General features: G+C 70.9%; 14 protein-coding genes. 7 read left to right on the forward strand and 7 right to left on the reverse strand.

Annotated elements, in window-relative coordinates:
- Nucleotides 1–5: 5 nt before the first annotated feature.
- The gene (locus tag OG598_RS09910) at nt 6–656 is read right to left on the reverse strand and encodes a LysE family translocator (protein ID WP_328654137.1); all 651 of its coding nucleotides are present in this window, start codon (nt 654–656) and stop codon (nt 6–8) included.
- Nucleotides 657–884: 228 nt separating this feature from the next.
- Between OG598_RS09910 and OG598_RS09915 the strand changes: the two genes are divergently transcribed.
- Nucleotides 885–1373 carry a J-domain-containing protein gene (locus OG598_RS09915; RefSeq protein WP_328654138.1) on the forward strand — a complete coding sequence of 163 codons (489 nt, stop codon included), beginning with the start codon at nt 885–887 and terminating at the stop codon, nt 1371–1373.
- Nucleotides 1374–1404: 31 nt separating this feature from the next.
- Nucleotides 1405–1947, forward strand: a complete 543-nt coding sequence (locus OG598_RS09920; protein WP_328654139.1) for a GNAT family N-acetyltransferase — start codon at nt 1405–1407, stop codon at nt 1945–1947.
- A gap of 105 nt (nt 1948–2052) precedes the next feature.
- Here OG598_RS09920 and OG598_RS09925 read toward each other — a convergent pair whose 3' ends face one another.
- Nucleotides 2053–2628: a maleylpyruvate isomerase N-terminal domain-containing protein gene (locus tag OG598_RS09925; RefSeq protein ID WP_328654140.1), complete on the reverse strand. Its 576-nt coding sequence runs from the start codon at nt 2626–2628 to the stop codon at nt 2053–2055.
- A 103-nt stretch (nt 2629–2731) separates the two neighbouring features.
- On the opposite strand from OG598_RS09925, the gene OG598_RS09930 reads away from it, so the two are divergent.
- A complete protein-coding gene (locus OG598_RS09930) occupies nt 2732–3715 on the forward strand; it encodes a helix-turn-helix domain-containing protein (RefSeq protein ID WP_328654141.1) in 984 nt (327 codons plus the stop codon).
- 16 nt (nt 3716–3731) lie between these two features.
- Here OG598_RS09930 and OG598_RS09935 read toward each other — a convergent pair whose 3' ends face one another.
- The 4 genes from OG598_RS09935 to OG598_RS09950 form a co-directional block, all read right to left on the reverse strand.
- On the reverse strand, nt 3732–4208 hold the full coding sequence (locus tag OG598_RS09935; RefSeq protein WP_328654142.1) for a hypothetical protein: 477 nt from the start codon (nt 4206–4208) through the stop codon (nt 3732–3734).
- Between the two features lie 61 nt (nt 4209–4269).
- Nucleotides 4270–6069 (reverse strand): serine hydrolase, encoded by a 1800-nt coding sequence (locus OG598_RS09940; protein ID WP_328654143.1) that lies wholly within the window; start codon nt 6067–6069, stop codon nt 4270–4272.
- A gap of 11 nt (nt 6070–6080) precedes the next feature.
- Nucleotides 6081–7370 (reverse strand): exo-beta-N-acetylmuramidase NamZ family protein, encoded by a 1290-nt coding sequence (locus tag OG598_RS09945; protein ID WP_328654144.1) that lies wholly within the window; start codon nt 7368–7370, stop codon nt 6081–6083.
- Nucleotides 7371–7379: 9 nt separating this feature from the next.
- Nucleotides 7380–9197, reverse strand: coding sequence for a glycoside hydrolase family 3 protein (locus OG598_RS09950; protein ID WP_328654145.1), 1818 nt, complete (start codon nt 9195–9197; stop codon nt 7380–7382).
- Between the two features lie 203 nt (nt 9198–9400).
- Here OG598_RS09950 and OG598_RS09955 point away from each other — a divergent pair, with 203 nt between their 5' ends.
- From OG598_RS09955 to OG598_RS09965, 3 genes are read left to right on the forward strand one after another with little or no spacing between them, the layout of a single operon-like run.
- Nucleotides 9401–10378: an ABC transporter ATP-binding protein gene (locus OG598_RS09955; protein WP_442931464.1), complete on the forward strand. Its 978-nt coding sequence runs from the start codon at nt 9401–9403 to the stop codon at nt 10376–10378.
- Between the two features lie 15 nt (nt 10379–10393).
- Nucleotides 10394–11152, forward strand: a complete 759-nt coding sequence (locus tag OG598_RS09960; RefSeq protein ID WP_328654146.1) for an ABC transporter permease — start codon at nt 10394–10396, stop codon at nt 11150–11152.
- Between the two features lie 31 nt (nt 11153–11183).
- Nucleotides 11184–11966, forward strand: a complete 783-nt coding sequence (locus tag OG598_RS09965; RefSeq protein WP_328654147.1) for an ABC transporter permease — start codon at nt 11184–11186, stop codon at nt 11964–11966.
- Between the two features lie 16 nt (nt 11967–11982).
- On the opposite strand, the gene OG598_RS09970 is transcribed toward OG598_RS09965, so the two are convergent.
- Nucleotides 11983–12846 carry an NmrA family NAD(P)-binding protein gene (locus OG598_RS09970; protein ID WP_328654148.1) on the reverse strand — a complete coding sequence of 288 codons (864 nt, stop codon included), beginning with the start codon at nt 12844–12846 and terminating at the stop codon, nt 11983–11985.
- Between the two features lie 85 nt (nt 12847–12931).
- Here OG598_RS09970 and OG598_RS09975 point away from each other — a divergent pair, with 85 nt between their 5' ends.
- On the forward strand, nt 12932–13645 hold the full coding sequence (locus OG598_RS09975; RefSeq protein WP_328654149.1) for a TetR/AcrR family transcriptional regulator: 714 nt from the start codon (nt 12932–12934) through the stop codon (nt 13643–13645).
- Nucleotides 13646–13731 lie beyond the last annotated feature (86 nt).

Consider the following 13731-nt stretch of genomic DNA (forward strand, 5'->3'; position numbering starts at 1 on the left):
CCGGGTCAGGGCGTGGCGACGGCCGCGCGCGAGCGGTCGGCGGCGATGCGCACGGCCAGCGCCGCGAGCGCGGTGCCGGTCACCCACCGCTGCACCCGCAGCCACACCGGCCGGCGGGCGAAGAACCCGGCCAGCGAGCCGGCGCTGAGCACGATCAGCGCGTTCACGCTCAGCGCCACGACGATCTGGGTCAGACCGAGCAGCAGGCTCTGCGTGGCCAGGTGTCCCCGCGTCGGGTCGATGAACTGCGGCAGCAGCGACACGTAGAGGATCGCGATCTTCGGGTTCAGCAGGTTGGTGACCAGACCCATTGTGAACAGCCGCCGGGGCGGGTCCGGCGGCAGCGGCGCGGGCCGGAACGGCGAGTGCCCACCCGGACGCAGCGTCCGCCAGGCCAGCCACAGCAGGTAGCCGGCGCCGGCCAGCTTCACCACCGCGTACAGCGTCGGCACCAGGACGAAGACGGTGGCCAGGCCGGCGACCGCCGCCGCCAGGTAGACGCCGAAGCCGGCGGCCACCCCGAGCAGCGAGATCAGCCCAGCCCGGCGGCCCTGCGCCACCGAGCGGGACACCAGGTAGACCATGTTCGGGCCGGGCGTGAGCACCAGGCCCAACGCCACCAGCGCGATGCCCAGCAGTGCACCAGTACTCACCACGACGTTTCCCCGTTCGGTAGTCCCCACACCGACCGTAATCGGGATGAACGTCCCAACCCAGGGCCACCTGACAGGCCGTGGCCTGCGATCCTGGGTGATCCACTCGCGTTCGGTGCGACGGCGGCGCCGTCGGCGGGAATGCTCACCGTCGCGGGCGTGCTGACCCCTGGCAAGTGCGTGTCGCCGGCCGGAGGCGGCGCGTTACGGTGGCCAGGGAGGTGCCGCACGGTGACCGAGGCGTGGGAAGCGTCAGTGGAGGCGAAGATCCAGGATGCCGTTCAGCGCGGCGAGTTCGACGACCTGCCCGGCATGGGCAAGCCGATCCCGGGTCGGGGGGCGCCGTACGACGAGGCGTGGTGGATCAAGAGCTTCCTGGAGCGCGAAGCTCTCCCCAGCGACCTGCTCCTGCCCACGTCGCTGCAACTGCGCCGACGCATCGAGCAGGTCCCCGACGAGGTCCGTGACCTGCCCACCGAACAGTCCGTCCGCGACTTCGTGGGGCAGTTGAACGCGCAGATCGTGGCGTGGCTGCGCTTCCCCGACGACGGCCCCCGGGTCGCGGTACGCCCGGTGAACACCGAGGACGTGGTCCGCCGTTGGCGCACCGAACGGGCCCGGCCCAAGGTCACGACGACCGTCGCAGCAGCGGCGGCCGTTCTGCCCCCGGCGCGCCGGCCCCGCCGTAGTTGGTGGCGGCGGTGGCGCCGACGGGGCTGACCCCCGGCCACTGCCACGGCAGACTGTGCCGATGCTGATCGAATCGCTGTCGCCCGAGATGCTCTCGACGCCGGGTGTCGCCCTGCGTCAGTGGTGCGCCGACGACCTGGATGAGCTGGTGCAGGCGTACCGGGATCCCGTCCTGCGCCGCTGGACCAGAGCCCCGGTCACCACCGCCGCCGAGGCACGACGGTGGCTGGAAGGCGCGCTGCGCGACTGGGCCGACGGCCGGCGGTACACCTTCGCCGTCATCGAGGAGCAGGCCGACGGCGTCCGGCTGGTGGGCAACGTGGTGCTCAAGGGGGTCACCCCGGAGCGCCCGGCCCCGGAGGTCGGCTACTGGACGGCGTCGTGGGCACGCGGCCGCGGCGTCGCCCCTCGCGCGGTCACCGCGCTGAGCCGCTGGGCGTTCGACCGGTTCCCCGAGGTGGCGCGTCTCGACCTGCTGCACCAGGTGGACAACGTCGCGTCCTGCCGGGTGGCGCAGAAGTGCGGCTTCGTGTTCCAGGAGGTGCTGCCCGCCCGACCGCCCTTCCCGCTCGACGGCCACCGGCACTCGCTGCACGCCGGGTAGCCGGGCAGCACTCTTCGACACCTCCCCGCGCCGACCGTCCGAACCCGTCGCGAACGGATCCGAACAGGTCCGAACGTCTGCTGCCGGCCTCGATGCTGGTGCGAGTCAGTCGACTGCGGCCCGCCAGCTCCAGGAAGTGCGCCGGGCCCGGCCGGGCAGCTCACCGCGGCCGGTCATCCAGAGCAGCACCTCGGGTGCCGCCCCGGCCGGGGCGTCCGGGAAGAGCCGCCTCAGCACCAGCGCGCTCAGCCGCTGCGGCGGCTGCCACGGCACACCGAGACCGAGGGTGACGTCGTGGGTGTGCAGCACGGTCTCGGCCACGCCCATGGCGGCGAAACCGACCGGATCGCACGGACCGAAGTGCCAGGCCCGCGCGTCCGGCGGGGCGGCGTCGACGGCGGCGGCGAGCAGCCCGGCGCAGGCCCGCACCACGGTGAGCACCTGCGTCGGGCTCGCGTCGAGGGAGACCCGCAGGTCGTACGGCAGATAGCCGTCGTCCGGGCGGCCGGTGACCTGGCCCGCGTACGCGAGAAGGTCGTGCGCGACGTGCGCCGAGGTGGTCCAGCAGCTCCAGCTCAGCGAGCCGGCCGGCACCGACCAGTCGCGTTCCCGGTGTGGCAGCAGCACCCGGGTCATCTCGTCGGCTGCCTCCCGCAGGTCGGCGCCGGTCACCGCCGACATTCGCCAACCCGCCGGGCAGCACCGGGCATGGGAATGCGGTCATGGGTAAAGAAAGTCGAGGCATGCAAGAATCCATCCTTGCACGTGGGGGGAGGCGAACGGAGTGTTGCCCAACCTTGTGGTGGACACGACTGTGTTGCCCCCGGCGGACCGGTTCGCGTTCTGGTACGCCCTGGTCGCCCAGGAGACAGCCCCGGCGCACATCAGCAGCAGCCACCTGGACAACTTCGTGGCCTACGCGCAGGCCATCGATCTCGGCCGTATTCGGATGACCTCGCTGCGCTACCCGTCGCTGGACTCGATCCGGCCCACGAAACTGGTCCGCCGAGCCGAGGGGGACGTGTATCAACTCGCGCTACCACTGACGGGTCGCAGCACCTTGATACAGGACCGCACCGAGTCCACGCTGGACGCCGCGAACCATTTCACGCTCTTGGACACCGCACGGCCACACGTTGCCCGCCATCGCGCGGACGGCCCCGGTCCCGCCACCTCCATCACCGTGCAGATACCGCACGCGGCGCTGCCCCTGGCACCGGACCGGCTCCGCCGCCTGCTGGCCACGCCGATGCCGTCGCACGTCGGCGTCGGCGGGCTGTTGGCCCATCACCTGCGCAGCATCGCGGCGCACCCGGAGCAGTTCGAGCCGGCCCAGGCCGAGATCCTGGGCGGGGTGGCGGTGGACCTGCTCACTGCCGCGCTCGCCCAGTACCTCGACATCGAGGGAACCCTGTCACCGGAGGCGCGGCAGACCGCACTGCGGGCCCGGGTCGTCGATTTCATCGACCGCCACCTCGACAGTGACGAGCTCAGCCCTCGCAGCGTCGCCGCCGCCCACCACATCTCGCCGCGGTCGCTGCACCGCCTGTTCGAGGCGGAGGCGACGACGCTTGCCGAACTCATCCGCGCCAAGCGCCTCGAGAAGTGCCGGCGTGATCTCGGCAACCCGCTGCTGCGGCAGCCGATCCATGCCATCGCCGCCCGTTGGGGTTTCCCGGACAAGGCCCACTTCAGCCGCCTCTTCCGTGCCCACTACGGACTTTCGCCGCAGGAATACCGCACGGGCGTCGCTCGCCAGGATCGGTGACCCGTCCGCCCGACCGCTACCGCCGGCGGTCGGTGGGATCGTCCTCGACGAAGTCCCGGACAGCGGCGCGGATGCTCTCGCCGTACGGGTCGGCCGGTAGCCGCTCCAGGTGCTCGCGGGCTCGGTCGAGGTGCTCCCGGGCCGGGCCGACGTTACCGAGGCGCCGGTGGCAGTCGGCCAGGTTGAGATACAGCGACGGCAGGAACGCCTGGACCTGGAGCGAGGACAGATACCGCTGGGCGCGTTCGTCGGTCAGGTCGGACACGGCGGCCAGGGCCCGTTCGTCCCAGGTCAACTCCGCCTCGGTGGTGTCCTGCAGGTCGGCGAGGTAGTGCGCCAGGGTGCAGCGGTGCAGGGCGTCACCGGTGGGGCCGAGCTCGTCCCACAACGCGGTGAGCAGCTCGCGGGCTCGGGCAGGTGCGCCGCTCTGGCCGAGCTGCACGGCCTCGATGATGCGCGTCATGGTCGGGTCGGCAGTCGCTTGGTCGGTCATGTCGCCGATGGTCCGGCCTCAACCCGGTCGAGGGTCAAATTGCTCTCGGGCCCGTACCGTCTCAGCTCCGCGCCGGTGACCACCCGTCGGCGACGAACCGGGAGGCGTCGGCACCCTCGCCGGAGAACAGCATGCCGTGCCGGTCCGCCGCTACGACCCGGTCGACGTAGACACCACGCCCCTGGCCGGAGCCGTCGGTGCTGCTGCTGAACCGCAGGTGGGTGGCCTGATCGGGCAGCGCCACCGTGACCTGCCACCACACCCGACCCCCGTAGCCGGTGACCGTACCGTCGGCGCTCCACCGGCGGGCGGCGTCGCGGAGCTGCATCGCCGCCGACGCCCATGTCTGACCACCGTCGGTGGAAACCTCGAATCGCGCGCTGTCGAAGCGGGGCTCGGTGTCGTACCAGAGCAGGAAGCTCGCCGCCGCGCCACGGCCGGGCCGACGCAGCGGCGCCGTGAGCGTGCTCGTCGCGGAGTCGCGTGGGTCGGCCCGCCAGGCGCTGGCCGAGCGCGGCCGTACCGGCATCGCCTCCGCGAGGTCACGCGCGACGGCCCGTCGGGCGACGTTGTTGCTGCCCCAGCCCCGGTCCGGGTGCACCCGGTTGCTGAGCATGACGACGAACGAGTGGGAAAGCGGGTCGATGACGATCGACGTTCCGGTGAAGCCGGTGTGCCCGAAGGCCACGGGAGAGGAGAGCCCCATCATGTACCAGTGCTTGTTCAGCTCGAAGCCGAGCCCGCGGTCGCTCTCCGGGTAGGCCGACTCGAGCAGCGCGTTGTGATTGACCAGCATCGCGCGCACCGTTTCCGAGCGCAGGATCCGCCGGCCGCGGTATTCGCCGCCGTTGAGCAGTGACTGGCAGAGCACGGCCAGGTCCGCGGCCGTGGAGAAGACCCCGGCGTGCCCGGCCACCCCGCCGAGCGACCACGCGTTCTCGTCGTGCACCTCACCCCACACCATGCCGCGTCCGGCGTACGGCTGGTATTCGGTCGCGGCGATCCGCGACCGCCGCTCCGGGCCCGGGTTGTAGCCCGTGTCGGTCATGCCCAGCGGCCCGGTCACGCCGTCGCGAACCAGGTCGGCCAACGGCCGAGCGGTTACCCGCTCCAGCAGGACGCCCAGCGCGATCAGCCCCAGGTCGGAGTAGACATACTGGCTACCGGGCGTTGCCCCGGTGGTGAGCGGCGTGGCGAGCGCGGCGGCGAATCGCTCGGCCGGTGTCGGGTACCTGCTCCACAGTGGTGTGAACGCGGGCAGACCCGATGTGTGGGTGAGCAGCATCCGCACGGTGACCGCCGCCTTGCCGCCGGCGGCGAACTCCGGGACGTACCGGGCGACCGGTGTGTCCAGCTCCACCCGTCCCCGCTCCACCTGCTGCATGGCGACGATCGTGGTGAACAGTTTCGACACCGACGCCAGGTCGAAGATGGTGTCGCGCCGGGTCGGGATCTGCTGGTCGGCGGGGAGTTCCACACCGACCAGGTCGGGCGGCGGCCCCACCGCGGAGTACTTCACCGCGCTGCCCACGGCGGCGTGCTCAACGATCACGCCGTCCTTGGCGGCCAGGACCACCGCGCCGGCGTACGCCGGGTAGCCGGGGTGCTCCGGGGTCGGCTGGAGATACGCCGCCAGGTCGGCGGGCAGGCGATCCACCTGGTCGGGGAGCAGTCCGACCTGGCGGGCGCTGCCACGCCGCAACGTGTCGTGACGGAACTGGATGTCCGCGGGGGTGACGGTCGGCGGACCGGACGTCGGTGTCGCGGCGACCGCCCCGGTGGTGGGCAGCACCGTGCTCAGGATCATCAGAGCCAGGCCGAGCGCGAGTGAGCGGAGCGGACGACGGGTCGACCTGGTCATCACCGAACTCCTCAGTAGAGCAGGTAGGGCCGGCGACGCCGGTTGAAGGTGGCCAACTCCTCGGCCCAGGCGCCGACGACGTCGTCCACGTCAGCTCCGGCGTCGATCTGGGTCCGCAGTCGCGGCGACCCGGTGAGCTTGTCGATCCAGTACGGGCGCACGGTGTCCCACGAGTCGCGTCGCCAGGCGAACGCCGGGTACCTGTGCGCCTCCACCAGCATGGCCACGCCGGTGCGGATCGGGTCGTACACCGCCGGGTCGACGACCTTGACCTCGACGCCGGCGCAGAGCTTGTTGAGCAGGTCCGGCTTCTGCCCGGCCGAGGTCGGCGAGAAGTACGCCTCGCGGAACTCGACCCCGGGCAGGTTCCGGGCGTTGAGCCGGTCACCCCAGTGGTGGTCGAAGTCCGTCGCCAGCCCGCCGATCAGTTCGAACGGGCGGCACGTGCCGCGCCCTTCGGTGATCGAGGCGACACCCTCGAACAGCCCGGTGCCCGGGTAGACCAGAGCGGTGTCCGGGGTGGGCATGTTCGGGCTGGGCATCACCCAGGGCACGCCGGTGTCGGCGGCGAGGGCGTCGCGCTTCCAGTGCCGGCACCGCACCACGTGCAGGTCGACCGGTCGTCCCGCCTCGGCCGGCAGGAACGTGGCGTTGAAGAACCGGGCCAGCTCTCCGACGGTCATCCCGTGCTGCTGAATGATCTCCTTGAGACCCACGCCCGAGGTGTACGGGCTGGTCATCATCGGCCCGTAGGCCCGCCCGCCGATCGGGTTGGGCCGGTCCAGCACGACGTAGCGTCTGCCGACCCGGGCCGCGGCGACCATCGAGGTGTACATCGTCCAGATGTAGGTGTAGAAGCGGACTCCGACGTCCTGGATGTCGAAGACCACGGTGTCCACCTCGGCCTCGGTGAACATCGCTTCCCACCGGGCCTGCGAGGCGCCGTACGCGTCGTACACCGGGATGCCGGTGCGGGCGTCGACGCCGGTTCCCTCGCTGCCACCGGCCTGGGCGGAGCCGCGGAAGCCGTGCTCGGGGCCGAACGCCGCGACCAGTTGCACCCGACCGGAGCCGTGCATCAGGTCGACGAGATGCCGGTAGGACGCATCGACGCCGGTCGGGTTGGAGATGACGCCCACGCGCTGACCGGCGAGGTCGGCGAACCCGGACGACACCAGCTCGTCGAGGCCGGTGCGGACCCGACGGTCACGGGAGTCGGCCGCCGCCGGTGCGACACCGAGCGTCCCCGCCCCCAGCGCGCCCGCACCGACCGCGCCGACCAGGAAATTCCTCCGCTGCATGCTTGCCTCCTACCAGCTCAGGCCGTGGCCGTAGGGGTAGAGCACGGAGCCTGCCCCCTCGGCCGTGGGGATCGTGACGGGCAGCCGTCCGCTCGGGGACAGTTCGCCGTGCAGCGCGCGGACGAGGGCGTCCATCGCCGCGCGGGTGTACGAGTACGTCGCCAGGTAGGTGGTGACGCCCGGCAGGTACGCGATGTCGTACGGGTCGCGGACGGCCACGACGACAACGGGTTTCCCGGTGCCCAGCAGCGCCGCGACGAGGCGCTGCTGGGTGGCTCGCGGGTCGGTGACGGCGGTGTCCCACGCCTTGTTCACGAGCACGACGGTGAGGTCGTGCTCGGCGGCCTGGCTCGCCGTGGCGGTGATCGTCGCGTCGGAGGGCAGGGTCGCCGGTCGGGCGGTGACGCGGGCACCATGCGTGGTGAATCCGGCGGCGACCGTCGCGACCGGGGCGAAGGCGGCGCTGTCCCAGCCGGTGATCAGGACCGACCGGTCGGCGTGGGGCAGGGGCAGCACTCCGGCGTCGTTGCGGACGGCGGTGATCGTCGGGTCGGTGACCTGGGTGACGGCGGCGAGGTGCTCCGGAGCGCCGACGGTCCGGACGGCCTTCTCGACGTCGACCAGCGGCGAGCGGGCGAGTCCCTGGCGATACTTCACGCCGAGGATGCGCCGGACCGACTCGTCGATCCGACGCTCGGTGAGCTCGCCGGTGGCGACGGCCCGCAGCACCGCGTCCCGCGCCAGCGCGAGATTCGGCGGCATCAGGAGCTGGTCGGCGCCGGCCTTGAGCGCCAGTACGGGCACCCGCTCGTCGCCGTACTTCGCCCGCACGCCAGCCATGTTCAGCGCGTCGGTGACGATGACGCCCCGGAAACCGAGCTCACCACGCAGCACGCCGGTGAGGATCGTCGGCGACAGGGTCGCGGGGTCGCCGGACGGGTCCAGCGCCGGGACCACGATGTGCGCGGTCATGATCGTGTCGACACCGGCGCGGATGGCACGCTCGAACGGCGGCGCGTCGATCCGATCCCACTCGGCGCGGCTGTGGTTGATCACCGGGAGACCGGTGTGGCTGTCGGTGGCCGTGTCGCCGTGCCCGGGGAAGTGCTTCGCCACGGCGGTCACCCCGGCCCGGTCCTGGAAGCCGGTGACCTGGGCGGCGGTGAGGTCGGCCACGAGGGTGGGGTCGGCGCCGAAGGACCGCACGCCGATCACCGGGTTGCCCGGGTTGACGTTGACGTCGGCGATCGGCGCGTACGGCTGTTGGATGCCGACGGCGCGCAGCTCGCGTCCGGTGACCTCCGCCGCCGTCCGGGCGGCCCGGGGCGACCGCCCCGCGCCCAGCGCCATCGACCCAGGGAACTGGGCGGCGGGGGAGGGCATTCGCACCACCGCGCCCTGCTCCTGGTCGGTGGAGATGAGCAGCGGCACCCTGCCTTTTGCCCCGTCGCCACGGGCAGCCCTCTGGAGTCCATTGGAGAGGGTCGCGATCTGCCGGGGGCTGTCCAGGTTGTGCGACCAGGAGAAGTAGCAGACGCCGCCCAGGTGGTATCGCTCGATCACCTCGGCCGGTGTCTCCACACCGAAGGCGGCGAGGTTCGCGGTCCGGTCCGCGGAGCTGGGGTCCGTGGCGTCACCGCCATAGACGTAGGTGGCGAAGAGTTGTCCGACCTTCTGCTCCAGGCTCATGTGTCGCAGCGTCGACGTGACCCAGCCGTGCTCGGCGGTCGGTGGGCGCACCGGCGTGGTGGCCTGGGCAGGCAGGGAAGCGAGGGTGGCCGCCAGTGTGGCTGCCAGGGCGGTCGCGGTAACGAGTCGGGTCTGCATAGACGCCTCTCAGTCCGGGTGGCTGAAACTTAGCTTCACGTCAGTCGCTCGTCAAGAAGACAACCTACAGATTGCCGCCGGCCGAGACGGAAGCCCTCCGGGAGAGTGCTCGAACCGTTGCGAAAGGACACTCGATGCAGAGTCGACAAATTACAAAGCTTTGCTCGAATCTTGCAGAGCGCTGTTCGTGTTCGTAAACTGCCGTGGTGAGCGAGCATATTTTGGTCCAGGCGAGCGGCCTGACCAAGATCTATCCAGCACGCGGGTCCACAGCGGAGTTCCGCGCGGTCGACGGCATCGACTTCGCGCTTGAGCGGGGGGAGTCGTTCGGGCTTCTCGGCCCCAACGGCGCCGGCAAGTCGACCACCATGCGAATGATCGCCGCCACGTCGCCGATCAGCGGCGGCAGCCTGCGCGTGCTGGGCATGGACCCGATGAGACAGGGCCCGGAGATCCGCGCCCGGCTGGGCGTCGTCACGCAGGACGACTACCTGGACAACGAGCTCACCGTGCGGGAGAACCTGCACATCTACGGGCGATACTTCGGCCTGTCGCGGGCCGTCATCCGGGACCGCGCGACCCGGCTGCTCGACTTCGCCCAGCTCCAGGAGAAGGCCGGCGACCAGGTCGAGACGCTCTCCGGCGGCATGCGGCGGCGGCTGACCATCGCCCGCTCCCTGATCAACGAACCGGACATCCTGCTGCTCGACGAGCCGACCACCGGCCTCGACCCGCAGGCCCGCCACATCCTGTGGGACCGGCTCTTCCAGCTCAAAGAGCAGGGCGTCACGCTCATCCTCACCACGCACTACATGGACGAGGCCGAGCAGCTCTGCGACCGGCTCATCGTCGTCGACCACGGCCGCATCGTCGCGCAGGGCTCACCCCAGGAACTGATCACCAGGTACGCCACCCGGGAGGTCCTCGAACTCCGCTTCCGCCTCGACGAACGGGACACAGCGGCGGAGAAGCTGCGGATGTCGGTGCTGGCCACCGGCGGCAACGACGCCGAGGGCCGCGTCGAACTGCTCCCCGACCGGGTGCTCGTCTACGCCGCCGACGGCGAGGCCGCCCTCGCCACTGTGCATGCCATGTCGCTCACGCCGCTCACCGCACTGGTCCGCCGCGCGACGTTGGAGGACGTGTTCCTCAAGCTCACCGGCCGATCGCTCATCGAGTAGCAGGAGAGAGCACCGGTGTTTCGCGTATTCGGGTACTGGTTGACACGCTACCGCCGCACCTGGCGTGGCTCCATCGTGATCAACGTGCTGAACCCGTTGCTCTTCCTCATCGGCATCGGCGCCGGGCTGGGCGCCCTGGTCGACGACAACGCGCCCGCCCAGATCGCCGGGGTCTCCTACGCGGCGTTCTTCGCCCCGGGCATGCTGGCCGCCGCCGCGATGCAGAACGCGTTCCTGGAAGGGGCCGGCGGGGTCGCCCGTGCTGCCGGCTTCGGGGCGTACCGCAGCGCCACCCCGACGTCGCTGAGGCCGGAGCAGCTCGCCGCCGGGCACCTGCTCTTCATCACCTTCCGGGTGCTCATCGCCAGCGGCGCCTTCATCGTGGTGATGGCCGCGTTCGGGTTGATCGGGGGATGGTGGGCCCTCGGGGCCCTGTTCGGCGCGACGCTGACCGGGGTCGCGTTCGCGGCACCCGCCGCCGCGTGGGCTGTCGGCGTACGCAAGCTGCGCCACATCGACACGGTGTTCCGCTTCGTCATCATGCCGCTCTACATGTTCTCCGGCACGTTCTTCGCGGTCTCGCAGCTACCCGAGTGGATCCGACCGGTGTCCTACCTGCTGCCGCTGTGGCACGGGGTGGAGCTGTGCCGCACGCTCAGCCTCGGCACGGCGACGATCACCGGCAGCTCCGTCCACATCGCCTACCTGCTGGCGCTCGCCATCGGCGGCTTCCTGGTCGCCCGGGTCACCTACCGCCGACGGTTGCACCCGTGACGGCCCACGCCCAGCGCCCCGGGGAGACACCATGACCACCGTCGCCGTACCTGCCTGGACCAGACGCCGGGCCCTGGCGCTCGTCGAACGCAACTTCATGATCTACCGCCGGTCGGTCACGCCGCTGCTCAACGCGCTCGTCGAACCGATCCTGTACCTGCTGTCGATCGGCGTCGGCGTCGGAATGCTCGTCGGCACGGTCCCCGGCGTCGACGTTCCGTACGCCGCCTACGTGGGCCCGGCGATCCTGGCGACCACGGCGATGAACACGGCGTTCAACCAGACGAGCTTCGGCGTCTTCATCCGGATGCGGGTCGAGAAGACCTACCAGGCGATCCTGCCGACACCGCTCTCCGTCACCGACATCGCCGTCGGGGAGGTGACCAGCGCGATGATCAACGGGCTGTTGACGTCGATCGGATTCCTCACCCTGATGGCCGTCGGTGGGCTGGTCACGTCGGCCTGGGTACTGCTGGCCCTGCCGGCGTCGCTACTGATCTCGTACGCGTTCGCCGCCGGCGGCCTGGCCGTCACGACGTACCTGCGCGACTTCCCCGACTTCCAGTACATCCAGCTCTTCATGCTGCCGATGTACCTGTTCGCGACGACGTTCTATCCCCTGTCGGTCTACCCGGAGGCGGTGCGGCCCCTGATCCAGGCGCTGCCGCTCTACCACAGCATCGAACTGGTCAGGGAACCCGCGTTGGGCCGCCTCGGCTGGGACCTGCTGATCCCGGTGGTCTACCTCCTCGCGTTCGGCTCGATCGCGATGTACGTCGCCACCCGTCGAATGACCCGCGCGATGCTGCGCTGATCGGCTCGCGAGCGCGTCAGCGCTGGGCGACGATGGCCTCGAGCACCGAGCGGACGGATGCCGGGCGGTGGCCGATGACTGCCTCCAGCGTCGGATCGGTCACCGCGAACTCCTTTCCTCGCGCCGCGCGGTACATGCCGAGAGTGAAGTCGGCCGCCGCTGCGGGCATGCCTCGCTCGATGGCGGCCGCCCGCCACTGGTCGTCATCCGCGACGACACGTTCGACCGTGCGGCCCGTGATGTCGCTGAGGATGGCGGCCACCGCTTCGAGGTCGAGCATCTCCGAGGCGGTCAGGGGTGCGGTGACCCCGTCGAGTACGCCGTCCTCGGTGAGGGCGACGACTGCGGCCTCGGCCAGGTCGGCGTGCGCGGTCCAGGACACCGGGCCGTCCGCCGGCGCCACGAGTTGCCCGGTCTCCAGCGCCGTGCCGATGGAGAAGCTGAGCGTGCTGGCGTAGAACCCGTTGCGCAGGGCGGTGAAGGGAACCCCCAGTCCGGCAAGGTGTTCCTCGGTCGCGGCGTGCGCGGGCTGGGCGGCGAAGAGCGAGTCCCGGGAGGCGGCCTGGTGGCTGGTGTAGAGGATCCGGTTGACTCCCGCGGCGTGGGCGGCGTCGATGGCGGCGCGGTTCGCGACGAGCGCGCCGGGGCCGCGGATGGCGGCGGAGACGACGAGGACCTTGTCGGCGCCCTCGAAGGCGTGCCCCAGCGTGGCCGGGTCGGTGAAGTCTGCGGCGCGGACCCGCACACCCCGCTGGGCGAGGCCGGCGGCCCTGTCGACGTCGCGCACGCTCACGCCCACGGCGTCGGGCGGCAGCCGGTCGAGCAGCCGGTCGACGATCTGGGACCCGAGGTTTCCAGTGGCACCGGTGACGACGATCATGATGAACTCTCCTTGTTATCGGCGTTACGCCAGGAACGTTAGCACTGATATTCCGTGGCTAACAAGACACTGTTAACATCGGTTCATGGTGACGACGCAGGACACCCGCGACGACGTCCGCGCGGGCATCGTCGCGGCAGCGACCCACCTGCTGCGGGAGAAGGGCGCGAACGCGGTGACGACCCGCGCCGTCGCCCAGGCCGCGGGCGTGCAGGCGCCGACCATCTATCGCCTGTTCGGCGACAAGGACGGCCTCATCGACGCCGTCGCCGAGCACGTCATGGCCACCTACGTCAGCGGCAAATCGGTCGCCGCGGACGGCGCGACGGGCGACCCGGTCGCGGACCTGCGCGCCGGATGGCGCGCGCACGTGGAGTTCGGCCTGACAAACCCCGAGCTGTACGCGCTGATCGCCACCCGGGGGAGCGGTGCGCCCTCGCCGGCGACGATTGCCGGCCTCGACGTGCTACGTCGCCGCGTCCGACGACTCGCCGCAGCCGGCCTCCTGCGGGTCGACGAGGAGCGCGCGCTGATGATGATCCACTCTGCGGGCAACGGAACCATCCTCACGCTGCTGGGAATGCCCGCCGACCAGCGCGACCTCGGTCTGGGTGAGGCCATGCTCGATGCCGTGCTCACCAACATCCTGACGACAACTCCGGTAACACCCGACACCACCGCGAACGCGGTCGCGGTGACCTTCGCGACGGTGTTGCCCGACCTCCCGGGGCTCACCGACGCCGAACGCGCGCTGATGGCCGAGTGGCTCCACCGATCGCTGACCCACCAGACGCCGTGATCACCTGGCGCTGTCATCCCCCGACGAGGTGATCACGTGGCGAGGAAACAACTCGACGGGATCCCGCTGGGAAGATAACTTGCAGT

The organism is Micromonospora sp. NBC_00330 (genome assembly GCF_036136635.1).
Lineage (GTDB): Bacteria > Actinomycetota > Actinomycetes > Mycobacteriales > Micromonosporaceae > Micromonospora > Micromonospora salmantinae.

Bases quoted from the DNA above. Each gene is read 5' to 3' on its own strand.
- OG598_RS09975 (WP_328654149.1), top strand. From the start codon at position 12,932: ATGGTGACGACGCAGGACACCCGCGACGACGTCCGCGCGGGCATCGTC.
- OG598_RS09970 (WP_328654148.1), bottom strand. From the start codon at position 12,846: ATGATCGTCGTCACCGGTGCCACTGGAAACCTCGGGTCCCAGATCGTC.
- OG598_RS09945 (WP_328654144.1), bottom strand. From the start codon at position 7,370: ATGCAGCGGAGGAATTTCCTGGTCGGCGCGGTCGGTGCGGGCGCGCTG.
- OG598_RS09935 (WP_328654142.1), bottom strand. From the start codon at position 4,208: ATGACCGACCAAGCGACTGCCGACCCGACCATGACGCGCATCATCGAG.
- OG598_RS09950 (WP_328654145.1), bottom strand. From the start codon at position 9,197: ATGCAGACCCGACTCGTTACCGCGACCGCCCTGGCAGCCACACTGGCG.
- OG598_RS09965 (WP_328654147.1), top strand. From the start codon at position 11,184: ATGACCACCGTCGCCGTACCTGCCTGGACCAGACGCCGGGCCCTGGCG.
- OG598_RS09940 (WP_328654143.1), bottom strand. From the start codon at position 6,069: ATGACCAGGTCGACCCGTCGTCCGCTCCGCTCACTCGCGCTCGGCCTG.
- OG598_RS09925 (WP_328654140.1), bottom strand. From the start codon at position 2,628: ATGTCGGCGGTGACCGGCGCCGACCTGCGGGAGGCAGCCGACGAGATG.
- OG598_RS09920 (WP_328654139.1), top strand. From the start codon at position 1,405: ATGCTGATCGAATCGCTGTCGCCCGAGATGCTCTCGACGCCGGGTGTC.